The sequence below is a fragment of the Seonamhaeicola maritimus genome (genome assembly GCF_008056315.1).
GTDB classification, from domain to species: Bacteria; Bacteroidota; Bacteroidia; order Flavobacteriales; family Flavobacteriaceae; genus Seonamhaeicola; species Seonamhaeicola maritimus.
Genome location: NZ_VRKQ01000008.1, coordinates 999,245 through 1,025,740, shown reverse-complemented (window position 1 = coordinate 1,025,740; position 26,496 = coordinate 999,245). Strand labels below are relative to the sequence as shown.

Annotated in this window: 16 protein-coding genes; 2 read left to right on the top strand and 14 right to left on the bottom strand. The window is 34.4% G+C overall.

The genetic code is table 11. The features are described from left to right. Positions 1-13: 13 nt before the first annotated feature. Together FUA22_RS04225 and FUA22_RS04220 are read right to left on the bottom strand one after the other, a co-directional pair. Complete coding sequence (locus FUA22_RS04225; protein ID WP_147766572.1) at positions 14-1,534, bottom strand: sulfatase; 1,521 nt, start codon at positions 1,532-1,534, stop codon at positions 14-16. Next, entirely contained in the window at positions 1,531-2,928 is a 1,398-nt protein-coding gene (locus FUA22_RS04220; RefSeq protein WP_147766571.1) for a sulfatase, read from the bottom strand. Before FUA22_RS04220 ends, FUA22_RS04225 begins: the two co-directional genes overlap by 4 nt. Before the next feature lie 196 nt (positions 2,929-3,124). Here FUA22_RS04220 and FUA22_RS04215 point away from each other — a divergent pair, with 196 nt between their 5' ends. Both FUA22_RS04215 and FUA22_RS04210 read left to right on the top strand, forming a co-directional pair. Continuing rightward, a complete protein-coding gene (locus tag FUA22_RS04215) occupies positions 3,125-3,409 on the top strand; it encodes an EF-hand domain-containing protein (protein ID WP_147766570.1) in 285 nt (94 codons plus the stop codon). Positions 3,410-3,527: 118 nt separating this feature from the next. Further along, a complete protein-coding gene (locus tag FUA22_RS04210) occupies positions 3,528-6,260 on the top strand; it encodes an outer membrane beta-barrel protein (protein ID WP_147766569.1) in 2,733 nt (910 codons plus the stop codon). 12 nt (positions 6,261-6,272) lie between these two features. Here FUA22_RS04210 and FUA22_RS04205 read toward each other — a convergent pair whose 3' ends face one another. The 12 genes from FUA22_RS04205 to FUA22_RS04150 all read right to left on the bottom strand — a co-directional run bounded on the left by FUA22_RS04205 (position 6,273) and on the right by FUA22_RS04150 (position 26,495). Beyond that, the gene (locus FUA22_RS04205; protein ID WP_147766568.1) at positions 6,273-8,927 is read right to left on the bottom strand and encodes a WD40 repeat domain-containing protein; all 2,655 of its coding nucleotides are present in this window, start codon (positions 8,925-8,927) and stop codon (positions 6,273-6,275) included. Between the two features lie 11 nt (positions 8,928-8,938). Beyond that, positions 8,939-10,489 (bottom strand): sialate O-acetylesterase, encoded by a 1,551-nt coding sequence (locus FUA22_RS04200; RefSeq protein WP_147766567.1) that lies wholly within the window; start codon positions 10,487-10,489, stop codon positions 8,939-8,941. Next, entirely contained in the window at positions 10,486-12,039 is a 1,554-nt protein-coding gene (locus tag FUA22_RS04195; RefSeq protein WP_206667087.1) for a sulfatase family protein, read from the bottom strand. Before FUA22_RS04195 ends, FUA22_RS04200 begins: the two co-directional genes overlap by 4 nt. Positions 12,040-12,050: 11 nt before the next feature. Further along, a complete protein-coding gene (locus FUA22_RS04190; RefSeq protein WP_170309840.1) occupies positions 12,051-13,514 on the bottom strand; it encodes a sulfatase family protein in 1,464 nt (487 codons plus the stop codon). Positions 13,515-13,527: 13 nt separating this feature from the next. Next, the gene (locus FUA22_RS04185) at positions 13,528-15,456 is read right to left on the bottom strand and encodes an FAD-dependent oxidoreductase (RefSeq protein ID WP_147766565.1); all 1,929 of its coding nucleotides are present in this window, start codon (positions 15,454-15,456) and stop codon (positions 13,528-13,530) included. Between the two features lie 113 nt (positions 15,457-15,569). After that, positions 15,570-17,141 carry a sulfatase family protein gene (locus FUA22_RS04180; RefSeq protein WP_147766564.1) on the bottom strand — a complete coding sequence of 524 codons (1,572 nt, stop codon included), beginning with the start codon at positions 17,139-17,141 and terminating at the stop codon, positions 15,570-15,572. A gap of 237 nt (positions 17,142-17,378) precedes the next feature. Next, entirely contained in the window at positions 17,379-18,845 is a 1,467-nt protein-coding gene (locus FUA22_RS04175; RefSeq protein WP_147766563.1) for a sulfatase family protein, read from the bottom strand. Between the two features lie 2 nt (positions 18,846-18,847). Next, a complete protein-coding gene (locus tag FUA22_RS04170; RefSeq protein WP_147766562.1) occupies positions 18,848-20,371 on the bottom strand; it encodes a sulfatase family protein in 1,524 nt (507 codons plus the stop codon). 16 nt (positions 20,372-20,387) lie between these two features. Beyond that, positions 20,388-21,863, bottom strand: coding sequence for an arylsulfatase (locus FUA22_RS04165; protein ID WP_147766561.1), 1,476 nt, complete (start codon positions 21,861-21,863; stop codon positions 20,388-20,390). 18 nt (positions 21,864-21,881) lie between these two features. Continuing rightward, positions 21,882-23,468 carry a sulfatase family protein gene (locus FUA22_RS04160; protein WP_147766560.1) on the bottom strand — a complete coding sequence of 529 codons (1,587 nt, stop codon included), beginning with the start codon at positions 23,466-23,468 and terminating at the stop codon, positions 21,882-21,884. Between the two features lie 11 nt (positions 23,469-23,479). Beyond that, positions 23,480-24,961 carry an arylsulfatase gene (locus tag FUA22_RS04155; protein WP_147766559.1) on the bottom strand — a complete coding sequence of 494 codons (1,482 nt, stop codon included), beginning with the start codon at positions 24,959-24,961 and terminating at the stop codon, positions 23,480-23,482. 133 nt (positions 24,962-25,094) lie between these two features. Beyond that, entirely contained in the window at positions 25,095-26,495 is a 1,401-nt protein-coding gene (locus tag FUA22_RS04150; RefSeq protein WP_147766558.1) for a sialate O-acetylesterase, read from the bottom strand. Between the last annotated feature and the right edge of the window lies 1 nt (position 26,496).

Here is a 26,496-nt window from a genome sequence, read left to right as displayed (position 1 = left end):
TAGAATAGAACGGTTATTTTAATTTACTTAAATCTCTGGTTCCCTTTATAGTTGGGTCAGCATCGGCGTCAACATAATTTGGAGGCTTATCATAATGTAGCTTTTTAGGTTCTTCTCTGTGTTTTGGTACCCATTTTTTCAATTCATTAATCTCCATTCTAAATTTTGAATTAGATGCCAAATTATTCCATTCCAAAGGATCATTATCAACATCATATAGCTCTTCAACTCCGAACAGATTGTTAATGTAATGCCATTTTTCTGTTAATACCGAAGTTCCTTGGGTTGAAACTGTAATACCCGGGTATTCCCAATTAGCCTTTGGATTTTTTAATAAGGTTGAAAAATCATGTCCGTCAATATTAGCCTTTTCTGGCAGATTGCAAAGTGACACCAAGGTTGGATATAAATCCACCAAGTTAACTGGTTTTTCACAATAAAGTGTTTTGTCCATATTAGGTAACCTTACAAACAAAGGCGGTTTAACGGCCTCAGACCATAGGGTATTCTTTAAATAACGTAGTTTTTCCCCTAGGTGCCAGCCATGGTCTCCCCAAATCACAATGATGGTATTATCTGCATGACCACTCTTTTCCAAAGCATCTAAAACAATTCCCAGGCATGCATCAACATAAGAGGTATTGGCTAAATAAGCTCTAGTCGCTTCCTTTTCAAGTCCATGCTTTTTTATCCATTTATATTCTGCCGACGGTTTGTGTATTTCCTTGCCAATTGAGTTTACAATATCATTTAAATCGTTCTCATTAATAATGGGCGTTTTTATGTCTTCTAGTTTGTATTTATCAAAAAACTCCTTAGGTACAAACCAAGGCAAATGTGGCTTTATAAAACCAACAGCCATAAAAAAAGGTTTATCAAAATCTCTTTGTAACTGATTTTTTGCCCAATCGGCAACTTTATAGTCTACCGTCTCTTCAAAAGAATCTACGGTTGGTCCCCAACTTAATTTTCCTTTGCCCTTATAATCTATATTCTTTTCTCCATTAATAACTCCAGCTTTACACGCAGTAACATACTTTTTATCCGCTATATCCTTATTATTCCTTCTTGCTCGGGCATGTTCATCAAATGCCCAATGCCCGAAATCAACGCCATGCTCCGCAGCATGTTTATGAAAAATTTTTCCGTTAGATAAGGTATGATATCCATGTTTTGAAAAGTATTCGGGTAATGTAGCATTTTCTTTAACCAAATCTGAATATATCATGTTACTGGCATTCCCGTAAACCCCAGATCTATTAGGCATAAATCCAGAAAGAATAGCTGAACGTGAAGGCCCGCAAATAGGCGCTGGACAAACAGCATTATTAAAAACCATAGCACCTTCCTTACAGAAGCTATCCATATTTGGAGTAATGGATTGCTTGTTACCATTTAAGGGCTCTACCCAATCGTTTAAATCATCAATGGCAATAAATAGAATATTTGGTTGACCCTTGATATCATTAATAGTGGACTTTTGAGCATATAGATTCGTTATAAGAAATAAGGTTAAAATTTGAATTAATCTCATTTTAGCATTTGTTTTAGTTCCCTTCTAAACATTTCCAATACACTATTTGCTGAGGACTTAGCAGCTATATTTTTCCATTCATTAGGATCATTGTCATGATCATACAATTCTTCAAAACCATCTGGATAAACTGTATATCTGTAGCGTTCATTCCTTAATGAATGCATCCCTTTTGCTTTTGATGTTAACGCCATATCATCCCATTTAGCCTTCGGGTTTTTTAAAACGGACGTTAAACTTCTTCCTTCGTTGGCATCGTTTATTGGTAATCCACATAATTCAACCAAGGTTGGATAAACATCTAACAAGGATACTACTCTTGTATTAACGGCTCCTTCTGGGTTTCTTGGATCAAAAATAAGTAAAGGTGTTTTAGCCGATCGTTCCCAAAGTACATTTTTAGACCAATGCTCTTTTTCCCCTAAATGCCAACCATGATCTCCCATCAATACTACAATAGTATTGCTATTATATTGACTACCATTAAGTGCGTCTAAAACATGACCAACACAGGCATCAGCAAAAGATAAATTTGCCAAATATGCTCTTACGGCTTCTTTCCATTTACCCTCTTCTAAAACCGCCTTATGCACTGTTCGTTTTGCCATATTGTTACCCATTCTACCTACATCATCCAAGTCATTTTTGAGAACTTCTGGAATTTCTATATCGTCTACATTATATAAATCAAAATACTTTTTTGGTGCAAACCACGGTAAATGAGGCCTAAAAATACCACAGGCTAAAAAGAATGGTTTGTCATGTTCTTTTTTCAAATATTGAGCGCAATAATCGGCTGATTTCCAATCATTATTATCTTCATCTTCAACATCCACAGGGTACCAATCAAAACTTCTTATAAAAGATCCTTTTACACCACGTTCTTTCAGTTTTAATCCATGAGATTGCATATGCTCTTTACTAGGAAATTTACCACCTAAACCACCTTTATGTTCTTCTTGGAATGACCCGGGGTCACTACCTGGTTTTGGTAACTTAGCTGTTCCTCTAGGGCTATGAAATATTTTACCCGCAGCTGCGGTTTTATAACCGTTAATTTGAAAATATTGGGGAATAGTAATTGTATTTGCAAAACCATTCATTTTTCTAAACACTTCATTATTACCATAAACACCTGTTGTTGATGGTCTGTGACCCGTTAAAAGGCTAGTTCTTGACGGATTACATAAAGGTGCTGAACAATACGCCTTTTCAAAAATGGTGCTTTTAGTAGCTAAGGCATCCATGTTTGGTGTAATAGCTTGTGGATTGCCACCAAAGGCACCTACCCAATCATTCATATCATCAACCATAATCAACAATACATTGGGTTTATCCTGTGCAAAACATAAAGTAGAAAACAGAATACCGAAAAGTAATAAAAGTTTTTTCATGTGAATATTTTAATAATACCCAAAATAAAAGCATAATAAACTAAAAAGTGTATTTACTGGTTTAATAAATGTGCCTCTAAGTAAAAAGCCGTATTTGGGAAGAAATATAATTATTCTGATATACATATAATTGACTCACAACCACATTTTAAAGGAATTAAAGAATGATATTTGAGTGTAATTAAAACTTAATAATATGAAAATTTTAAAAGCAGCTCTTCTGGTATTTGGAGTACTTACGTTCTCGCAGTCATACGGACAACAAGATTTAGAAGCAAAACAAAAAAAACAATTTGCCAAAGTAGATAAAGACTCTGATGGTTATGTAAGTTTAGAGGAAATGAAAGTAAGATTTGCAGACAAAAAAACGAAAGACGGAAAACCATTTAATATTGAAAAGATGTTTCAAAAGAAAGATGTAAATGGTGATGGTAAATTAGACAGAAAAGAGTTTTTTACAAAGGGTAAAAAGAAGAAATAAATAATAAGTGAAAACATTAAAAGCCAAGTATAAATTTCTTGGCTTTTTTTTATTTCTATATTAAACTTTTCAGTTGTGGGATAGTCATATACTTTTGCAAAATCAACAACCTAACCCAATGCTAAAGCAAAACCTCCAAGTTGTTCTGTTTTTTTTAATTTCTAATTGTATTTATTGTCAATCAGCCCTAATTAAAGGCCAGGTAGTTGATGAACAAAAAAATCCGTTAGAATTTGTTTCTGTGGCATTATTAAAGCAAAAAGATTCTACCTTAATAAACTATACCATTACAGATATAAAAGGTGACTTTTCTATTACAGAAGCTCCAAAAGACTCACTCCTAGTTCAACTATCTTATATGGGCTTTTTAACGCACACTCAAAATATAGTGTACAACAACACTCCCCTAGATTTAAAAATCATTACACTTAAAGAAAGCCCCAATGTACTAGATGCTGTAACAATATCTGCGGTGGTTCCCGTACAAGTAAAAAAAGACACCATTGCTTTTAATGCAGGTTCCTTTAAAGTAAATCCGGATGATAACCTTGAAACCTTACTTAAAAAGTTACCCGGGCTGGAAATAGAATCGGATGGAAAAGTTGTAGCACAGGGAAATGAGGTTACCAAAATTTATGTTGATGGCAAGGAGTTTTTTGGAGGTGACCCCGCTATTGTTTTAAAAAACCTATCAGCTGATGCTATTGCGAAAATAGAAGTCATTGACAAACAAAGTGAAGAATCAGAACTTACCGGGGTTGATGACGGTAACAAACAAATGGTCATAAACTTTTCGTTAAAGAAATCTAAAAAGAATCTTGGATTTGGAAAGTTTTCTGCTGGAATGGGACTAGACAAAAGATACTTTAGCAACTTAAATTACAATAAATTCAATCCTAAAACTCAAATATCGGTCATTGGAAAATTCAATAATATCAATATTACAGGTTCAAATATTCAAGGCTTTTTAGAAAATGCCAATGGTATTGCCGATGAGAGTGATGAAAATGATGACGATTTTGATAAAACAGGTAATCGTAGTTTGAGTGGTTATTTAAAAACCGAAGTGGCAGGCGCTCATATTGGTCATGAATTTAAAGACAAAGTAGCTTTTAATGCAGATTATTTTTATAACCTTTCAGACAACAGCGGAAATTCTACATCAAAAAGAATCTCCTACGTTAACGCCAATAATTTCAACTATGAATCTGAAAACGCTTTTGATAGAGTTTCTAAAACTCATGGTTTAAATTTCAATTATAAAGACAGAGCCAGTAGTACTAATAGACTATCCATTACCGGAAAAGTAAATACCTCAAATACCATCTCAAATTCGGGAAAGGATGGCGAGTTTTCCAATGAGGCAGGTGAGTTGACCACTACAAACAGTCAGCACCTTTATAATGAAAATGACAGAAAAGCAGCTAATTTCAATGTAGATTTTTATCAGAAACTTAAAAAATCCGGACGAAGTTTTAGCACTGGTTTCAACACCAATTTAAGTAAGCAAGACCGTATTAATGAACAGAACACTTTCGTTACAAGAAATATTCATAGAGATAATCCTTCCGAAAGGGAAATTAGAACGTCTAGAGATGAAACCTTTAACAGCAACACCTTTGGTTTCAACTTTAAATACACAGAGCCTCTTGCTAAAAACCACTATTTCAAACTACAGTCGTTTTTAAAGTCTAGGAATGATAAAGAAGATATTTACCAGTTAAAGAATACGGTTACCAATAATAACGAGGAAGAACTCTTAACATTTAAGTATAAGCATTTAGAAAATAGCTTTCAAACTCGGTTTGCCCATAATTACGTAACCGATAAACTTAATATTTTCAGTGCTTTGGAACTTCAAGAACTTAGTAGAAAATTTGGAATTATTGAGGAAAACCCCATAAGCAGAAACCTTTTCTTTTTAAACCCCATATCAACTATTCAATATAAACCCAAAAGAGGTCGTAAATACAGATTCTCTTATAGGAAAGCCATTAGAAATCCTAGATGGAGCGAAAGCTCTACTGTTGTTAATGATTTAAATCCTTTTTACATCAGACAAGGAAACCCGGATTTAAAAGCCGAAAAGATGGATGAATTAACGCTAAATGCGAATATTTTCAACTTCAAATCATCAACCACTTTTTTTAGTAGAATACAATATCAATACTCTAAAAATGCCATTGTACAAAGCATTGAAATAGACGATGATTTTGTGAGAACAAGAAGCTTTCAAAACAGCGGTGATAGAAAACGATTAACAGCTAACTTCAGCTTTAGCAAAAAAGTAAAAGGCTTAGGCGTTAGATATACTCTAAAAAACAGGAATGCTTACAGAACTTCTAACTCCATTATTAACCTGCAGTTAAATGATGTAACCTCAAAAGATTTTATGGCGAGTGTACTTCTTGAAAATACAAATAAAAATGTTCTTGACTTTAAATTTGGTGCCGATTACAGTATTAACGACACCTCTTTTTCTTTAGAAGAAGATTTAAACAGAACCTATAAAAAACAACAGTATTTCTCCATGTTTGACTATGATGTTTCCAAAAAACTAAGCATCAACACTCAGTTTGATTATATTGTATTTACTGACAACCAGTTTTCTTCAGATTTATCATTACCTATTTGGAGTGCTGCCTTTTCATATAACCTAACCAAGAATAAAAACAACATTTGCAAGCTACTTCTAATTGATTTGCTCAACAAAAATGTGGATGTTTACAGACGCAGTACAACTAACTATTTTGAAGAAACTACATCAGAAAGTTTAGGGCGCTATATCATTTTAAGCTATACCTACAGATTGAATAAAAATCAAAGTAAAGGCAAAAAGAGAAGAGCCTAAATTGTTTAAACTTTAATAGGACACATCTATGAAACGCATAGATCCTGCAGGAACTTTTAGCTTCAATTGGTTATCAGATATTTTTAGCGTTTCATTACTTAAAATATCTATTGCTTGTTTTGGCTTTCTATTCTGAAATTTCACTACTACATGCCTTTCCTGAGGGTCTAAATAACCAGGGTCTACCATAATCACCCGTATGTGGTTTTCATCTAATTTAATAGCACTCCAAGAAGCTCCTTCAATTAATACAGGTAAATTTTCAGCACCTTCCTTTGCTACTTTTTTCAGCTCAGGTCCAAATGTTTTGGCATCTACTTTTTCGTTATTTATAAAACCATGTTTACCATCACTTATAGAAAAACCTACACCTGTTTGTTTTAAATCTTTTGCCGATTCTATTGGAGCTATTGGAACCATACCATTTGGCATTTCAGGCATATAATTAGTCCAACGGTAATTCACTCCCAATGCTATTTTAGAATAATCATATTCTGGAATATTAGTTCCTGCCCAATGCATTTGAGCAACTGAAAAAACAGCATTTTCATCATCAGATTCATATAGTTTTAAATTATGATGATTATCAACAGAATGAATTAAATGTTCATCTACATCTTTTATTAAATGCCATGAACCGATAGAAAGTATATTTTGCTTTTCCACAATAGGAAGCACTCCAGACTTCATTAAGGCAAACATGGTATTAAGACCAGGTTCTTCTACAAATCCACTAGTTGAAACAACACCATATTTTGCTCCATAAGCAGCCATTATCACTCCCTGCCTTAAGTATGGAGACACTGAATTCTGACCTCCTGGAGATAATGGCCTCCAACTTGTTGGGTTATCATCAATTAAGCGCATAGCAAAATCATTAACATAACCTCCCGAAAACATTCCTACTCGTCCTGCTAAATTTAAATCTTGTATCCTATTGCTGGTATCTTCTGATGCTGGTACTAAGAAATCACTATATTCTCCTGAAAAAAACATGTCTTTCCATAAAGGCAAATGTGAGGTGGCTGCCCAAAACATATTCTTATACCTAAAATAGAGTTTTGCCTTATTGTTTTTTCTAATGGCCTTTGCTAAACGGGGCAAATAGTCATTTATAAAATGAACCACTCTAGGATCTTTAGGGTTATGCATTTCGGCATAAACAAAACCATAACATGTATTTGGTGCAACTTCAAGTATTTTTTCTAAAGTTTCTATTTGAATATAAAAAGGGTCATTACCATGTCCTGCCCAAAAAGTAAATGGTTGCCCACTTGCTTCATAGTCTCTGGCCATTTGTACAATAGCTTCTCTTGAGTCTTGATATTTTCCACGCCTATCTTTTTTCAAAGCTACATCACCCATTATTTTTACTAAATGAGAGCGGTCTGTGCTTTCTTTTGGAGATTTTTGAATCACAAATTTTATTTTACCTCCACCAAGATTATCCAGTCTAGGGTCAATATCCTCAGGAGTTATCATTACCCATTCACTTTCAGACTTTTTTTGATAATCAGGAAGGTTAAACTTAAGAGTTTGTTTGTATAACGTAGATAGATTATTCTCAACTTCTAACATTCTACCTACCTTTTTATGTACAGTTTTCCACCAGTTTTTCTTACTTAAATCATAAAAATAAATAGCATTACCTCCATCTACTTCACCAGCTGCAATTAATTGATTTGAATTTGGTTCTAATGTAAAATCACTAAATACCATTTTACCATACCTAGAACCTCCAGTTTCTTTAAGTTTTCCCTGGTTATCTAAAATCAACATAAGTCCGCCATGTTGAAATATAATTTCACTTTTACTAGGTATAAATGTACCCTGAGAGTGCGCATATCGTTGAGCCTGTTTATTATTGCCAACATATTGAGCAATCACATTAAGTTCTCCGTCTAAAGCAGCAAAAAATGGTTTAAATGAGCTGTCTGAAAACAACATAATATCATCTTTACCATCAGTATTAATATCAGCCACATTGATATCGGTTACCATGGCTCTACTTAGTTGTTTAAAATTTTTATTTGAATATTTAACTTGTTTTATAACATTTTTGGAATTAGCATCAAGAATCCCCATGAATTCCCAACGAAATTTATCATGGCTATAGGTCATTAAAAAAAGAGATTGCTTCCCTGTTTCTAAAAAATCACCCGCTTCAATCTTTCTTACAACCCCACTTATTTTTGTTTTTGAGACGAGTTGACCTTTGGTATCTAATTCATATAAGGTATAATCATTTCCACCAGCAAAAATTTGGGTTTCCCCATTGTTCTTAACTACCGCTACTTCAGAAAATCTTATTTTATGGTCTCCAGAATAGTTCCATAGTTGCTCTCCTTTATAATTCCAACAGGAAATATTTCCATTTGCCGTTGCCGCAATTAGCTCATCATTACCATCTCCATTAATGTCTGCTGATTCTATTTCAAAAAGTACAGAAGGTGATTGGGTTTCTACTCTCCAGAACTTATTTCCCTTTAAGTCATATAAAGACAAACTACCATCTAACTCCCCTATATATAAAACATTGGTACCATTTATTTTTGCATTTGCAATATGACGAATGGCATTACCATTAGTTGAAAAATTTTGACTGTTAATATTTTGGCTAAAACAAGCCAAAACCAATACAACTATTAAACTTTTAAATAGGCTCATATTTTTTGTAATTATTTGCTTTTAAAAAGCCAAGAAACGGCTTCATTAGTTACTTCTGTTGGCGCAATTTTATGTCCACCTGGATGTGAAAAGTATTTTACAACACAATTTCTGCCTCTAAGGTTTTTGGCATCTATATCTTCCCATTTGTTTGCCCCCTTATCATTATCACCGTTAATCATGGCAACGTACATATTTTCTTGATATGGTTTATTTTGATAATCGTTACCACCTAACCATCCTCCGTATGCTAAAATACCAGCGAAGGTTTCTTTTCTTCTAGTTGTTAGTTGATAAGAACGCATGGCCCCACCCGAAAATCCTGCTAAATAAATTCTATTTGTATCATGCGGAATATTTTTAAAAATATCGTCTAACATCTCATCTTCCATCCGCTTTTCAAAAACTAAATCCTTCATACCATTTTTTAATTTATCACAGCCCACCAGAATAAAATTGTTTCTATTAGCACTTTCTTTTAGTTTGCTAAGTATACCCAATCCTTTACCATTAGGACTAAATGCGACGATTATAGGCAATTTATCCTTTGGATTAAATGTTGGGGGTACATACACATGATAGGTGGCATTTGTTATACCTAAAGCCCTAAATTTAATCACCTCATCAGGTTTTAATTGTGTAACACTTTTAAATGGTTTACCATTCAGCTTTTTATCAATATGTATTAAAGTCTGTGCAAAAGCTGTACCTAGACGTTTTTGCCCTTCGGCTTTATAATGGGTATTATCAGAATATTTCGGAAAATCTTTCCAAGTAGTATCTGTAGATGTTTCTATAATTGCATGCCTTAAATCTGAATTACCTACTTTCAGTTGAGCTTCTCTTACCAAATCAACGCCTGGTTTATATTTTCGTGGAAGTACATTTACTTGACCAATTACAAAGGGTAACTCCCTTACTTTAAGGTCTGTTCTATATTTATTAACCAGTTTTCTTAAATTGTTCCTATAACTTTTTGCTGATACTTCGGCATTGGTATCCTTTTCTCCTTGCATCCAAGTTAAACCAATAAACTTATATGATTTTCCTTTCGACTTTAATCCCGCAACATTTTCCGCAATATCATTTAAATGAAGATTATACAATTTTATATTTTTTTTAAGGTCACCTATTTCAACTTTATTAGACTTTTCGGCAGACCAATCTGGATTCCAAGCGCCATACAGTGAAGTTCCTCCTAACGCTCTTTTTATAAGTAAATACTCTTGATTTGGATTTGCCTCGGCTAAGGTTAAACCAATAAATATTTCAGGGCCAAATCGTTTCGTGAAGTTATACTTCTCTGAAGGCTTATTGTTAAAATATGATAATGGCTTAGCTTCATTCCCATTAGTACTCAATAAAACTCTGTTGGATACCTTTTCTATTCTTTCTTTATCCAAAGTAGTTAGTTCATCAAAATCTCCAGCGCCAACCATATTAGATTGTCCAGCTAAAAGCACAATATGAACACCTTTTCTGGTTTGCTCTTGTGCACAGGATACTATTGAAAAAGTGAATAAAACAAATATTAAAACCGCTCTTAATTTATAAGACATCATTCTTTTGATTCTATAAACTGATAATACTCTGGATTTACTTTATTGGCCTCTTTAAACTGTTTTTTCTCTTTCCATAAATTATAAGTTGCCTTGAGCTGATCAGCAGATTCTTGATATTGTCCTTGGTCTCCAGTTTCTTCTACCCAATTATCAAGTTGGCTTCTGTGTTCCTTTAAAACAGCAGCAAATTCAGGGTTTCCAGCCAAATTATTCATTTGATGTGGGTCTAAATCCAAATCATATAATTCTTCAGAAGGACGTTCCCCAAACCAAAATTTTTCTTGATAAGGTGTTAAATTACCAGCTTCATGTTGCTTTTTTATGTCTCGGAGATTTGCATGCGTATCTCTATAACTTGGTTGAAGCACCGGTCTATCCATCCAATAATTTTTAATGTACCTATATTTTTCAGAAACGACGGTTCTAATCCTATCAATAGTAAAATCACAACGGTCTCTAGCTCCTATCACATACGCTTGGTTTTTGTATTCTTCTGAAAACAAATCCTGACCATCTAAATATTGTGGAAGTTGAACGCCTCCCATTGCTAAGGTAGTAGCAGATACATCTAACAATGACACTAAATCGTTTCTAACAGTGCCTTTATTTAAAGCGGGAGAATTACCTTTTATAATTAATGGCACTTTCATACCGCCCTCATAACAAAACTGTTTGTGACGCAATGATGTTGGACTTCCGTGATCTGAAAAGAAGAAAATAATGGTGTTTTCTAATTCACCATCGGCTTCCAGTTGCTTTAAAATATTTTCAACGGTTACATCAGAACCCCTGTTGGCATTGTAGTGTAAGGTCCAAGATTTTCTTTGAACCGGAGTATCAGGATAATAAGGTGGTAATGGCACATCTGTATCATTAAGTTTTTCTCCTTCACGCACATATTTAGCATCCTTCTTTCCACCCATAATTTGAATCTGCCCAAACCAAGGCTGGTTTTTATCTGGTCTTGAGCTCCAAACATAATCTGTAAAAGACATATAGTTAATTGCCGTATTACCTTGCCAACCATTCATTCCTGTTACATAATCTTTCTTTGATCCCACAGTATAAAGTCCTCTTCTATCATAATGAAAATTATAATCGTCTTTCCCGCTGTTAAACGTAAAATACCCTACTTCTCTCATAAGCTCAGGAATGGTTTTAATGTCTTTTGGAAGATGAATTCTAAGTTCCTCTGGAACCACTTCACCATCAGTAGTTCTGCTAGAACGGTGATTATGAATGCCAATAGTTGTTTGCATGCGTCCTGTGATAAAAGCTGAACGACTTGCGGAACAAACAGGTGCAGACGCATAAGCCCTAGTAAAAAGCACTCCATTTGAAGCTAATTTGTCAATAATAGGCGTATGCCCTTTGTTGATAGAGTCACCGTAGCATCCCATAAATGGGGATAAATCTTCGGCTATAATCCAAAGGATATTTGGTTTTTTTACCTCCTGTGCATTATTATCATTACATGATAATAGCAAAACAGACATTAGACTAAATAATATAGTTCTAAATAACATTTGACTATTAATTGCGATATTCATTTTAATTCTATTTATTCAGTGATATAGGGTCTATTCAGTTTTAAACCAGGCTCATCAAACGTCTTAAGTTGCCTAAATAATTCATCCTGCATCTTTTTTGCAATGTCTTTATAATTCTTATCGTAATAATAATTAATCAGTTCATCTGGGTCTTTTTCTAAATCGAACAAATAAGGTTTTTCTTTTTTATCAATAACCAATTTGTAGCGGTCATTCACCGCCGAAACCCACCATCCACCAGATTTGGCAAAATAGGTGATTCTATCACTATTAATTTCTTTCTTATCATTTAAGAAATCATTTGAAGTATCTAACCCATGGAACTTAGCATCTGTTTCTACTCCCATAAGACTCAGTATTGTGGGAACAAAATCTACATTAGTATAGGCTGTATTAATTACTTTTCCACTTTTTATTTTATTAGGATACCTTATAACAAAAGGAATACGTGCTGAAGCTTCATATGGTACGCCTTTATTCCTTCTATTATGCTCAAAAAACATATCACCATGGTCTGCTGTAAAAATTATGATGGTATTATCTGTTAAATTATTTTCATCTAAAAATTTCAAGATTCGTCCAACACTATCATCAATATGGCTTACCATTCCAAAATATTGTTGCAAAGCCTTTTTATTAAAAGCTTGTCTACCAACCGCTTCATTCGTGTTCTCAGTTCCTACTGCCCATGTTGGTTTAATAGCAGTATATTCAGCAGCCATTGTTTTAGGAGCTTTCACATCCATTAAGTCATACATGGTATTGTACGGAGGTTTTGCATAATCCGGTGTATGCGGATCAGGAATTGAAAGCATTAATGCAAAAGGCTTCTTTTTAACGCGTTCTAAAATCTCTAGTGTTTTATCTGTAAAGTAATCTGTTAAATGAATAATCTCATTTTCTGGAAGTTTAGCTGCTGCCTTTTCGTTAATACCTTTTATTTTATCATTCTTAATATGAAAATAAGGAGCGTGACCACCACGCATCATATATCGATTATCTTCAAAACCAGCCTTATACTTAATACCAAAAGTATATTTTTCATGGCCTGCCAAATGCCATTTCCCCACATAAGATGTGGCATAACCTTCATCTCTTAATATGGTGGCAAATGTTGGAATATCTTCCCTTATATGAAGTCCATTTTTTGGTGCCCCCGTGGCTTGTGGATACAACCCGGTAACCAAAGACGCACGTGAAGGGGTACAAACTGGAGAAGCACAGTAATAACTTGTACTTATAGCACCTTGATGAGCTATTTTATCAATATTTGGTGTTTTAGAATTATTACCTTTTCCCCAAACAAATGCTTGTTCTTCAGATAACAATTCTTGATAGCAACTAAGTGTTCTAAAATTGTGCTCATCTGTGTGAATTATTATTAAATTTGGTTTGTCCTGATTTGAATTGACTTTCTTTTGTGCATTTAACTTTAAACAGAAAAAAGAAACAAAAACAAAAATTAAATATCTCATTTGGCTCATACTTTTAATAACAACGAATTTCAAACATTTTAATATTAGGTTCTCCATAAGTATCTTTTAACTTAACCCGAACTGCAGAAGTTTTAATTTCATCAAATCTCACTTTCACTAAACGTGTTAAATTATTTTCTACACTTCCAATCATAACCCATTTTCCTTTTACTCTGGCTTCTACCGTAAAATTTTTAACTAGCTCCTTAGGAATTTCCATTGGCTGAGTTTCATGTTTCTTAGGTTGTTTATGCATATTAATTTTACGGTGAAGATTGGTGTCAAACTTCATTTCAACACTTGTTAAGCTTTGATTTTCTTCCCACTCTACTTGTAATTCTGCGTTCAAACCATCAGACTGCCAATGGTGGATTTTATCAACTTCATCCCTAGATACTCCATCAAGTAAATTTTTAGCATCTCCTGATATTGTTGACGAACCGAAAATTAAACTTGCTTTTTTTGCCTTATCATTTGGATCATTTGCTGGACGATTAGGAAAATAAGAATCATCTCTTAACAACTGTTCCTGTAATTCATTAATATGGTTTTGGTACAATCCTCTTGGATTAATATCCTTTTGAGAACACATAGCAGCTGCGGTCCCCACTGCTTGCCCCATCATAGAGCAAGTACCAATAATTCTTGTTGATGATAACGCCATATGAGATACGCTAACATTTCTTCCGGCGAATAATAAATTAGAAATATTTTTAGAATACAAACAACGAAATGGCACTTCGTATATATTATCAAAACGAGAATGGAAAAAACTTGCTGGTTGACTTAAATCTTCAATACCTCCTGGATTGTGTTCATCCAAACTCCAGCCACCAAATGCCACAGCATCTTCAAAATGACGAAGTCCAAGCATATCATTTTGAGTTAAAATAAAATCGCCCATAAATCGTCGAGATTCTCTTCTTCCAGGAATAGATCCTATCCAATCTAAAACTACGTTATCGGCTTCAGGGTGTTTCCCTGAGTTTTTAATATAATCCCAAACACCATAGAAATAAGCCATTAACTTATGTCTAATTTCATCACGCTCACCTATTATATCTACATCACTACCAACTTCTACCCACCAAAAACCTTCTTTTACTTGCTTAATTTTTCTATGTCCAGTGGTTTCTGCTTTTTCACCATCAAAGGGAATAGCATAATCTGGTGGATAAAATGGTACAGGTTTACCCATATCTTTTGTAATCATCATAATACAGTCTCCCATTACCCAACCATCTGGTTCATCTGGTGCAAAAGACTCATTAAATTCTGCTTTTCCCTCACGCCCCATTCTATATTCTGCTCCCGCTGTAGCAGCTACCAATCCATCTCCCGAACAATCACAAAACATATCTGCATTTAATGTAAACATAGTTTCGGTTGTACTTTGCCAGCAAATTGCAGAATTAATTGTATTACCTTCCATGACTACATCCATTGCAGATGTGTTTAATAATAAAGTGAGATTCTTTTCTCTTACAACATAGTTATATAAAACATGATCCCAAACATGATAAGATGCTTGCGGATTATAATGCCAATTTTCAATTAGCGTTTCTTCAACTATACCAGTTTCACGCTCTACTTTATGCTTATTCTTTAAAGCCTGAACACCATTAACCGTTACCCGCATTTCACTAGAAGCATTTCCACCTAAAACAGGTCTATCTTGAACAAGAACTACTTTAGCCCCATTTCTAGCTGCTGAAACTGCAGCCGAAATACCAGCCATACCCGCACCAATAACGGCAACATCAAAATTTAAAGTTTTTCTTCTTTTTGGGTCTTTTTTCTTTGTTCCAGAAGGTTCATTAAAATGAATTAATTTGTTTTCTCCTGTTTCTATATTATGTGCAGCAACACTCCCTGTTATTGGTAATAATCCTGCAGCTAGCACTCCTTTAGCACTCTTCTTAAAAAAACTTCTACGTTTCATATGTTGAATTATGTGATTTTTTAATACTGATATAAAAGTAATCTCCTAAACCTAATTAAGATTATCAGGCAGTAAATTAAATGTCTTTCTTAGTTCAATTAACAAAACCTGAGTTATAAATATTTCGTAACTACATTTATATGTGGCCATTTCTGGCCTTCAGGAAGCGGATCATTTTGTTGTTTTTTTCCTTTTGTACTTCTTCCGGATTTTATAATATCTGCTAAGCTTTGCTTTAGTTTTTCAACTACTCCTGGTTTTTGGTTTGCTAGGTTTATATTTTCCGTTGCATCGTTTTCCATATCGAACAACAATAAATTTTGGTTATCCTTAATAGGTTCACTCTTTCTTGGATCACCTCTATTGGAACCCCCAGTATTATCAAACATTAATTTCCATTTAGTATTTCTTACCGAAAATACTCCTTTATCTGAATGATGAATAATGGTGCGCTTGTCTAAAACTGAATTATATTTTCCTTTTAAGGAAGGTAATAAACTCATACTGTCCTCACCTTCATTATCTTTAAGTTTCAAGCCTAAAATGTCAGCAGTTGTAGCCATAAAATCAGTGGTGCAAGTCAAAACTTCTGATACGGAACCAGCTTTTATTTCATTAGGCCAACGTACTAAAAATGGCATTCTATGTCCGCCTTCCCAATTAGTTCCTTTCATACCCCTATAAATCCAACTAGAGTGATGGCCTTTTTCTGCCATTTCAGGGAATCCAGCTTTTGGCGATGTACCGTTATCTGTCGTAAAAATTACGATGGTATTCTCTGCTATTCCTAATTCATCTAAAGTATATAACACTTCTCCAACAGCCCAATCAGACTCCATACAGAAATCCCCATGAAGGTTTAATCCACTTGCATTTTTAAACTTTTCACTTGGAACAATTGGTGAATGAGGCGAATTTAAAGGCATATAAACAAAAAATGGTTCATCTGCATTTGCTCTAATAAACTCACAAACCTTTTTAGTAAAGGTTGGTAATACCTGGTCTTGTTCAAACTCTTTGGCAGACCAACCTACCTGCGCCCCTAAATACCCTCTTTTATCTAGAGCCGCATTATCTCTTAAATATTCAAAAGTACCCAAGGGTCTGTTGTTTTCTACAAACACATGTGGTCTCATATTTAACGATCCTGAAATTCCAAAGTAATAATCAAAGCCAACAGCGTTTGGCCCATTTTTAATGGGAGCATTCATGTCTATGTTGTTAGCTTTCTTTCTAATGGAAGTACTAGGATTGAGTTCTTTCCAATCCATTCCTAAATGCCATTTTCCAACACAGGCCGTTTTATAACCCTGTTTTTGTAACATACTTGCAACGGTTTCTCTGTCGGTATCAATTAAATGAGGGCTATGACCTCCTAAAACACCTTGTTTTAATGTAGATGTTCTCCAAGAGTAGCGCCCAGTGAGAATACCATAACGTGTAGGCGTGCATACACCAGAACTTGTATGAGCATCAGTAAACAACATTCCTTCATTGGCAAGCCTATCAATATTAGGGGTTAAGATTTTGGAGTCTTTATTATAGGCCATAACATCTCCAGGTCCCATATCATCTGCCAAAATGTAAATAATGTTTGGCTTTTTGCTCTTTATTTTTACTGATTGAGCCATTAAAAATGGACAAGTCATCAATAAAGCCAAGACAAGATAAAGTCTACTAATCATATTTTTTATTGATAAATAAATTAACACTCTACTTAAAAACAATAAAACAATAACCTCAAATTATCAGATAAGAATTTATTGCACTTGCTATATATTCTATAATAACAGTTACTATCAAAATAATTCCTTTATAGCGTAAAAGATGTCTTTACTGGTTTTTTAAATGTGAACCTTGGTAAATATTAAATTATATTAAGCAGAATAGACTTGAAGTGATAAATCTATTATTATTTATTTTTATTGACTGGTTTTTTTATTATTGTTTGGGGCCATTTTCATGGTGCGCCATTTACTTACAGGAATAAAGTTATCATCATTATAATCCCTACCGCTATGACTTTCTTGGGCATCGTCTAAAAATTTGAGAATTTCATCTCTCATTTTAGAAACCATTTTAGGATGAACACCAACAATATTATTGGATTCAGTTTTATCAGCCTCCAAATTATACAACAGGTCTTTTGAATTATCTTCTCTTGACTCAATAATCAATTTGTATTTGCCCTTTACCAAACAAGCATAGTTTCTATACCTAAACGGAATTGATTTTTTATGCTTATTTACTTTACCTTTTAAAATGGGCATCATATCCTGCCCGTCAAAAGGTCTATCATTAGGCATTTTGGCACCAGCCATGTTTTTAACGGTTGGTAAATAATCTAGTACAGAAACAGGTACATCAATAACAGTTCCTGGTTTAATATGTTTTGGCCAAAGAGCCAAACTAGGAACTCTTACACCTCCATCGTACACATCACGTTTTCTTCCTCTAAAACCACCTGTAACCCCAGCCCTTTTAATTGGTCTTTCTGGTTTCATTTCTTGTTTACCTTCAGGCCCGTTGTCACTAGTAAAAAACAAAGCGGTATTATCGGCTACTCCAAGTTTTTCAAGTTCCATTCTTAATCGCCCTACTTGATCATCAACGGCATTAACACATCCATAATAATGTGCAGCCTCTCCATGACCTTCATATCTTTTTAAATATTCAGGTCCGGCTTTAATATCTTCATGAGGTGCATGAAACCAGATAACTGCCACGAAAGGTTGGTTGTTTTTTACAGCATTTTGAATAAAAGGAATGGCCCTATCCATAAGCACTTTGGAATCGTCTCCTAGTACATTTTCATTATAAGGATCCTTAATTGGAATGCCGTTATGGTAGTACGGATTATTTTTTGCTCTTGGACCTATACCAGGATCCCAAGTACACACCGCTGATTCTGTTACAAAACTATCGTCATAATCCCTTAACCATGGAGGCGCAAAATTCACTTCTGGTTTTCTTTTCGACCCTTTTGCCGAAATAGTTTTACTCAAAGTTCCAAGATGCCATTTACCAAAATGACCTGTGGTATAACCTTGCTGTTTTAGCATTTTTGCAATGGTATATTCCTGTGCTGGTAAATGGGCTGTGTTAGCAGACCAAATTCCCATGCGATAATAATGACGCCCTGTTAGGAATGATGCTCTTGTGGGGGAACACACTGGACCTATTGAATAAAAATGATTCAATTTTGCTCCTTCAGAGGCCATTTTATCCAAATTGGGAGTTTTTATAATTGTATTCCCATTAAAGCCAACATCTCCCCAACCTAAATCATCGCACATCATTAAAATGATATTGGGTTTATTATTTTTTGAATTTTGAGAATGGGAGGAAATAAAACTAAAAAAAGCTATGAATATTATTATATACTTCATTATTAATGTTTCTTTTTATAGTTTTCTTCTAAATCATAAACAAATGATTTCTTTTCATTCCAAGTTATACTTCTGTCAAACAATGCAGAATAACGCCTATAATTATTGTAATTAACAGCCTTAGCTTTCCAACTCTTAACGCGTTCATCATAATCATTTTGTAAGTTTATCAAATACTCTTTATGCTTTGGACTATCAGCAACATTTTCTAGCTCCAACGGATCATTTTTTAGGTGATATAATTCTTCAGTCGCCGCATATCCTTCATCAGCAAATCCCCAATAGATGTATTTATAATTTTTCGAAACAATAGATAAAGAATGTGTTTCTGATGGCCCCCAAACATTAATTAACGCCATTGTATTATGAATTTCTTCATTAGGGTTATTATACAAAGGCATTATATTCTTTCCATCAATCTTTTCTTTAGAATTCAAACCTGCAAGACTCAAAATTGTAGGTGCTATATCTATGTTTCCTGTTAATGCTTTAGAGCGAAAACCTTTGTTACTGTTAGGGTGCCGTGGATCATAAATAATCAATGGTACCTTTGATGATTCTTCATACGGCAACACTTTAGATCCGTAACCATGAGAACCACAGAAAAAGCCATTGTCTGAAGTATAAATTATCACTGTATTTTTATCTGCTCCTGTTTTCTTTAGTGTTTCTATAATCATACCAACTGCTTGATCTATACCGTAGATTTGCTGATTATATGTGGCCATTACCTGATCATACTTGTCATTGTAGTGCCAATCAAAAAATCTTGGGTACTGCCTTCCTTGTTTACTTTGTTTTGAAAAATGTTCTCCAAATTCCCTGCCATAATTACCTGGTTTCTCAAAGGTTTTGCCTTTGTAAACAGCATTAAATCTAGGGTCTGGTGTTGTTGGTCTATGTGGTGCTTTAAAACTTATAGATAAACAAAAAGGCTCATTTTTTTGAACAGATGATTTTATAAAATCACTACCGAAAGCCCCATAGGCTAAGGTAGAATGTGGATACTTTTCTGCATATTTTAATAGTGCCTTATTCTTTTTTGTGTCATAAGATGTTTGAGCACTTCCACCTGCCCAAGCATCAAAATCTGCTTCTGGCATTATTGCGTTTTCCTCGGTCTCTTTTTGTATTTCAAAACCAAACTTACCTGCAAATGCTGTTGTATAACCAGCTTGCCTTAATAAAACTGGGTATGACTGGTCCCAAGTTTCTTGTTTCATTGGCCCATGAAGAAAGTTAGTTCCTGTTCTATATTCTAGCAAACCCGTCATAACCGTTGCCCTACTTGCCATACAGATGGCTGTTGTTGCATAATTATGATCAAAAGTTACTCCCATTGATGATAATTTATCAATATTAGGCGTTTTAACGTCTTCATTTCCGTAACACCCCAATGTATAGGATGCCTGATCATCTGCCATTAAAAAAATGATGTTAGGCCTTCTAGTTTCATCCTGAGAATTACATGATGATACGGTAATAATTATATTAAGAAATAGGAATAATTTTAAGCTTAATTTCATTCTTTTAAAAATTGAACTAATCGATGCTTTCTGGCATCCATTCAGGTATTTCTCCTGATTCTTTTAGTTGTTGATTATACAAAGTTACCATTGGTGCTTCTTTTTCCCAAGTATTATTTTGGTTAATCATATAGGGCACCATAGCATCCCACCAGCTAAAATGTGCTTGGGTCAGTTCTTTTACAACTTCAGGGTATTGCACTGCCACATCATTATCCTCATAAGGATCTTTACTAATATCAAATAATTTATCTACAACCAAGCGCCATCTTTGTGTTCGAACTGCCCAATTTGTTTCTGAAGCTTTCTTTAAATCATTTCCAAAACCAGCTCTATGAGTAAATAACATTCTATCTTCCCATTTAGTATTGCTATCTTCTAAAATAGGAATTAAAGTTCTTCCTTCTAATTTTTGCCCAATATTACTATAATCGGCTCCAGCCAAATCGCAAAACGTCTTAAATAAATCTATATGCGCTGTTAAAGCTTTGGTTTCTTTATTTTCAGGTAAAACATTCTTCCAATACCAATAGGCAGGTACATGAACTCCACCTTCATAAGGCGACCCTTTACCAGTTTTAAATCCTGCGTTAAAAGTAAATTTATTTTTAGCTTTATTAGAAACCTTATATGGTGCACCATTATCTGTAGTAAAAATTATCAATGTATTTTCTAGCATGCCCCAATCTTCTAACTTGTTCATAAGCAAGCCAAAATTGTCATCAATATTTTCAATCATGGCCCAACGTCCGCTTGCTTTATCTATCCTATCATCTCTATCTTCAATACGCATATAAGATTCCTTAGGTGCAATTAAGGGCGAATGTGGTGTATTGGTAGATATATAAGAAAAAAACGGCTTGCTATTGTCATGGTTTTCTTTCATCCAAGCTAAAGCCGCATGAAAAAACAAATCTGTACAATATCCTTTTGTTTTCACAACTGCTTCATTGTGAAGCAAAACATTATCAAAATACCTAGTCTCTTTATTTTGGTTTGGCGGAAAATCTACATTGCTTCCTGAATAGTTTTGACCAATGCCTCCGGCACCATGAACAAGCGACTCTGTAAAACCCCTATTTCCAGGACGATAAGCCTCTATGTCACCTAAATGCCATTTACCAAAAATACCAGTTTCATAACCAGCCTTCTTTAATAGTTCTGGAAAAATAGTTGTAGTTAATGCAAGTAATTCTCGTTCTTTAACGGTATGTGTAACACCACTCCTAAATTCATGAGCGCCACTCATAATGGCTGCTCTGGTTGGTGCACAATTAGGGCTAACATGAAATTCTTTAAAACGCAATGACCTACTAGCAAATTTATCAATGTTAGGAGTTTGGATAACAGGGTGACCTTCATAGGACAAATTGTGTCCTTGGTCATCGGTCATTACAAAAATAATGTTTGGTCTAGAATTTTTAAGACTTTTGCTTTGGGCAAAAAGATGAAATCCTAAACTTATTGTAATTAGAAAAAGTACTTTTTTCATATGTGAAATTGGCTGTTATTACTTTTTCTTTGAGTTGTTCTTCTTTTTTGGTTTTTTAGCATTTACATTTGGTCTAGAAAGACTAGATGTAGTACTTCTGTGAACCCAAGGCTTCCATTTTTCAAGAGCAATTTCCCATTCTTCAATTGTGCGAGTTGGGTACCATGCTGGCCAGCCATATTTATTGAAATTATAATTTGATTTATTGGCCTCCACCCATTTATCAACCGATTCTCCAGAATAACTTTCTGGAAAAATATTCAAGGCTCTAAAATCTTCTGAAACGCCCTGATCATCAATGACATTTGTACGCCAATTTTCTAATTCTTCCAATAGCACTTTTTTAATGTTTGTATACTCAGGATTATCAGCAACATTGTAAACTTCAAAAGGATCTTTCTTTAAATCGAATAATTCAATTTCAGGTTTTTTGGTGGCAAAAAATAAAGCTTGTTCTTTATTTAACAATCCCTTCATGTTCATGATATTCATTTCAGCTAAAACAGGATAAGCCCCTTCCTTATATTGATTGTATTGCAACCAAGGGCGCTCTGGCATCAAATTCAAAATTAATTTATAATCTTTTGATCTTACGGCCCTCATAGCATCGTGAGTCTCATCCATTTTATCTCTAGCCGTAAAAACATATTTTCTTTCAGAAACCTCTTTACTGAATAAACTCTTACCATGCAGCGCCACATTGGTTTTTACCTCTAATATCTCTAAAATTGTGGCACAAATATCAAGAGACATAACCAAGTCATTATTTACACTTCCGGGTTTTACTTTCCCTGGATAACGCATAATCATTGGAATACGCGTACCGCCATCATATAAAAACTGCTTTCCTCTAATATGACATCTTCCATGGTCACCAATAAAAAACACAATCGTATTGTCTGCTAGCCCATCATCTTCAAGCTTTTGCAAAAGTTCTCCAACTTGTTTATCAACCAATTGCATTTGTTCTAAGCCATTAGCCCAATCTCTTCTAATTAAAGCCGTATCTGCATAATACGGTGGAAGCTCTACATCTTTTGGGTCTATGGGATTAATAGAATCGCGGTTCCAAGAACGATGCGTACCACCAAATGATACCCTAGCAAAAAATGGTTGTCCTTCTTTTCTATTTCTCCATCCAATTTCTCCATCCTTTGTCCAGTCTGCAAGTTCTGTAAATAATTCTCCTCTGGTATTTGGAGTAAAGTTACAGTCTGTTTTCCAACTCATTAAACAAGTATAATAACCAGCTTCTTCCATTAATTTAGGAATTGGTTTTATTCCATGTGGTAAAGGCTGTTTATTATGTTCTCTATGTTGATTTGCTCTAATATAGTTTTGGTGAAAACCTGTCATCATAGCGGAACGTGAAGTTGAACAAACTGGAGATGTTGTGAACGCTAAATCATAACGAACTCCCTCTGAAGCCAACTTATCTACATGTGGTGTTTGAAGACCTTTAGTACCATAACATGATAAATCTGGACTCCAATCTTCAATGGTAATCCATAAAATATTTGGTCTTTGCTCAGGTTCTTCTTGGTTTTTAGTTTTACACGAAAAAAAAGATATACAGATTAATAGTGCAAATATGATTTTATTCATTTCCAATAAAATTAACTTTTTGGTTTTGCTTCTTCTAAATATGGAATAAACTTTTCAACTAATTCTGGATATTCCTTAGCAATATTTGTAGTTTCAGAAATATCATTATCCAAATTATAAAGCTCATAGTAAGGTTTATTGTTCTTTCCTTTTTCCGGAGTGATTCTGAAAAATTTCCAATTATCAACTCTTACAGCTTCATATTGTGGTCTTTTACCATGTTTCCATTCCCAGTACAAATATTTATGTTTGATTTGCGTTTCTGATTTCCCTAAAATAGTTGGGAGTAAACTTACTCCATCAATATTATTTGGTGTATCAACACCTGCCAAATCACAAGCAGTGGGTAAAAAATCCCAAAAAGCACTAGGGATAGAAGACTCTTGACCTCCTTTCACTGTTCCATTCCAATTGACAACAAATGGAATGCGAATACCTCCCTCATAAAGATCTCTCTTTTTACCTCTTAGCCCCTTTGAACTATCAAAGAATTTAATGCTTTGCCCCCCTTCATCTGATGGTCCGTTATCACTAGCAAACATGATTATGGTATTTTCATCAATATCCAATTCCTCTAAAAGATCTATAATGCGTCCAATGTTCTTATCCATTCTGGTAATCATTGCTGCATACGTAATATTAGGCTCTTCTTGAGCACAATACCCATCTGTATATTGACTACCATAACCGTGTCCTTTTCTAGCTCCGCCTCCAACTTCTTTTGGCGTCTCAGGCCAATTTAAACCTCTATATTCTTCCTTTGCATCTTCTTGAATTGTTAATTCCGCATGAGGTATTGCAAATGGCAAATACAAGAAAAAAGGTTCATCTTTACTTTCATTAATAAACTTTAAAGCCTCTTCTGCAAACTCATCATGACTGTAGGTTCCCTTTCCTTTTATATATGCTCCGTTTTCATCACGAATGCCCAGGTTCTCCGGATATTCTACTTTTGTATGATTACGCCATAAATACTCTGGATAATAAAAATGAGCAAATCCTTGATTGTCAAATCCAAAATAGTGATCAAAGCCTTGTTGATTAGGACAATTATCTTCTGTAACTCCTTCTGAAAGTCCCCACTTACCAATAATTCCTGTTTTGTAACCAGCGGTTTTAAGTAATTCTGAAACCGTAACATCATCCGGGTTTAATAATTGCCCGTTTCTTGTTACAGAGGCATTTCCCATGTGCATCCCTGTCATTAGTGAACAACGTGAAGGAGAACAAACAGTTTGACCAGAATAATGGTCTGTAAACTTTATACCTTCATTGGCTAGCTTATCAATTACAGGCGTTTTAATTTTTGTTTGTCCATACACTCCAACATCTCCATAGCCCATGTCATCTGCCAGAATATAGATAATATTAGGTTTTACTTTTTTTTCTACTTTTTCAGATGATTTATCATTCTTCTTTTGAGCGCAACTTGATACTCCAAAAAGTGAGCATAATAAAATGGCAGTGAATAAAAATTCTTTACGTAATATCATTTTGATTATAAAAATTGTATGAATATAAAAACTTACTTCAAATTTTGATAAGTTTACTCAATATTGAATCCATATGGGTAAATTAAATGTAGCTATGCGTACATTTAGAACTCAATGAAATAATTTTATAATTTTAATCTTTGACTACCTGGTAATCATCCCAAGTATCCGTTCTAAAAGAAGAGGCTGGTAAACCTGCCGTATTATATAAAGCACCGTCAACATACTGCTCCCATCCGTACCTAACGGCCACCGGATTCTCTACCTGTGAACTCCATACTTCTAGAGTTCCATTTCTGAGTATATTATATTGAGCATTGTAGAACATTTTATCATTACCAGCTATTCTAATACTTGTAAGTTCCTTCCCAAAAGTGGACAATCCCAAATCGGCATAATCAAAACTAACATATGCTTTATTTCCTTTTATTTCTAACGACTTATATACTGGACCGGAATATTGAATATCTGTAAAGCCGTAATCTTTTGCTAAAGACCATAAAGCTAAACGCTCACCTACTTTTTGTTTTTCAGCAGGATGAATGCAAAGCCTTTCACCTATATCTAAAGTTACTGCCATTCCTGTATTAGGAACCGTAAGCATGGTTTTTAATTGTTTTTCTCGTAAATATGCTTGATTATCTCCACCAAATCCGAACGGAGCTATTTGAACGAAATAAAAAGGGAAATCTCCTTGTCCCCATCTATCTCTCCAACTTTTTATCATTGCTGAAAATAACTTTGTATAGTTTTCGTGATAGGTTTTATTCCCTTCACCTTGATACCAAATGGCTCCTTTAATCGTAAAAGGAATTAGTGGGTGAATCATACCATTATACAATACAGTTGGATCTCTGTGAGGTTTGGATGGAATTAGAGGCCATTTGAAATCTTTAAATTGTGAATTTAAAACTTCCTCTGGAGTCCAAGCTTCCGCCGGTGTACCTCCCCATGCGCTGCATATTAGACCAACTGGAACACCCAAAGTTTCCTGAAGCATTCTTCCGTAGAAATAAGCTGTAGCACTAAAATTCTTTACCACACTAGGTTTAGCAGACTGCCATTCTCCTACACATGCTTCAAATGGTTCATCAGATCTTGTTTGCTTTACAGTAAACAACCTAAGCTGCGGATTATTACTTTTAAGAATAGTGGTATTACTTCCATTAATAGGTTGACCAGAATTACCTTTAAGCGGCATTTTCATATTTGACTGACCAGAACACAACCATACTTCACCTACTAAAATGTTAGATAAAGTAATTTCATTTTTACCCTTTAGTATTAAGGTAAAAGGTCCCCCAGCTTCTGATTCATCAAGAAAAACTTTCCAATAACCATTATTAACTTTAGCTAAATATTCTTTGTTTTTAAAAGTAATACTCACGTTTCTTTCAGAAGTAGCCTTACCAAAAACAGCTATAGGCTTATTCCGTTGCAAGACCATATTGTCTTGAAACAATGAATTAGGAGTTATTTCTGCATGAACTGAAACACATGCTAAAAGCAGCAGTGTAAGGAATAGTCTTGTCATT

What these genes read in the sequence shown, in the direction of transcription:
- FUA22_RS04220 (WP_147766571.1), bottom strand. Translation starts at nt 2,928, where the DNA reads ATGAAAAAACTTTTATTACTTTTCGGTATTCTGTTTTCTACTTTATGT.
- FUA22_RS04150 (WP_147766558.1), bottom strand. Translation starts at nt 26,495, where the DNA reads ATGACAAGACTATTCCTTACACTGCTGCTTTTAGCATGTGTTTCAGTT.
- FUA22_RS04205 (WP_147766568.1), bottom strand. Translation starts at nt 8,927, where the DNA reads ATGAGCCTATTTAAAAGTTTAATAGTTGTATTGGTTTTGGCTTGTTTT.
- FUA22_RS04160 (WP_147766560.1), bottom strand. Translation starts at nt 23,468, where the DNA reads ATGAATAAAATCATATTTGCACTATTAATCTGTATATCTTTTTTTTCG.
- FUA22_RS04215 (WP_147766570.1), top strand. Translation starts at nt 3,125, where the DNA reads ATGAAAATTTTAAAAGCAGCTCTTCTGGTATTTGGAGTACTTACGTTC.
- FUA22_RS04175 (WP_147766563.1), bottom strand. Translation starts at nt 18,845, where the DNA reads ATGAAGTATATAATAATATTCATAGCTTTTTTTAGTTTTATTTCCTCC.
- FUA22_RS04155 (WP_147766559.1), bottom strand. Translation starts at nt 24,961, where the DNA reads ATGATATTACGTAAAGAATTTTTATTCACTGCCATTTTATTATGCTCA.
- FUA22_RS04195 (WP_206667087.1), bottom strand. Translation starts at nt 12,039, where the DNA reads ATGAATATCGCAATTAATAGTCAAATGTTATTTAGAACTATATTATTT.
- FUA22_RS04165 (WP_147766561.1), bottom strand. Translation starts at nt 21,863, where the DNA reads ATGAAAAAAGTACTTTTTCTAATTACAATAAGTTTAGGATTTCATCTT.
- FUA22_RS04170 (WP_147766562.1), bottom strand. Translation starts at nt 20,371, where the DNA reads ATGAAATTAAGCTTAAAATTATTCCTATTTCTTAATATAATTATTACC.
- FUA22_RS04190 (WP_170309840.1), bottom strand. Translation starts at nt 13,514, where the DNA reads ATGAGATATTTAATTTTTGTTTTTGTTTCTTTTTTCTGTTTAAAGTTA.
- FUA22_RS04200 (WP_147766567.1), bottom strand. Translation starts at nt 10,489, where the DNA reads ATGATGTCTTATAAATTAAGAGCGGTTTTAATATTTGTTTTATTCACT.
- FUA22_RS04185 (WP_147766565.1), bottom strand. Translation starts at nt 15,456, where the DNA reads ATGAAACGTAGAAGTTTTTTTAAGAAGAGTGCTAAAGGAGTGCTAGCT.
- FUA22_RS04180 (WP_147766564.1), bottom strand. Translation starts at nt 17,141, where the DNA reads ATGATTAGTAGACTTTATCTTGTCTTGGCTTTATTGATGACTTGTCCA.
- FUA22_RS04225 (WP_147766572.1), bottom strand. Translation starts at nt 1,534, where the DNA reads ATGAGATTAATTCAAATTTTAACCTTATTTCTTATAACGAATCTATAT.
- FUA22_RS04210 (WP_147766569.1), top strand. Translation starts at nt 3,528, where the DNA reads ATGCTAAAGCAAAACCTCCAAGTTGTTCTGTTTTTTTTAATTTCTAAT.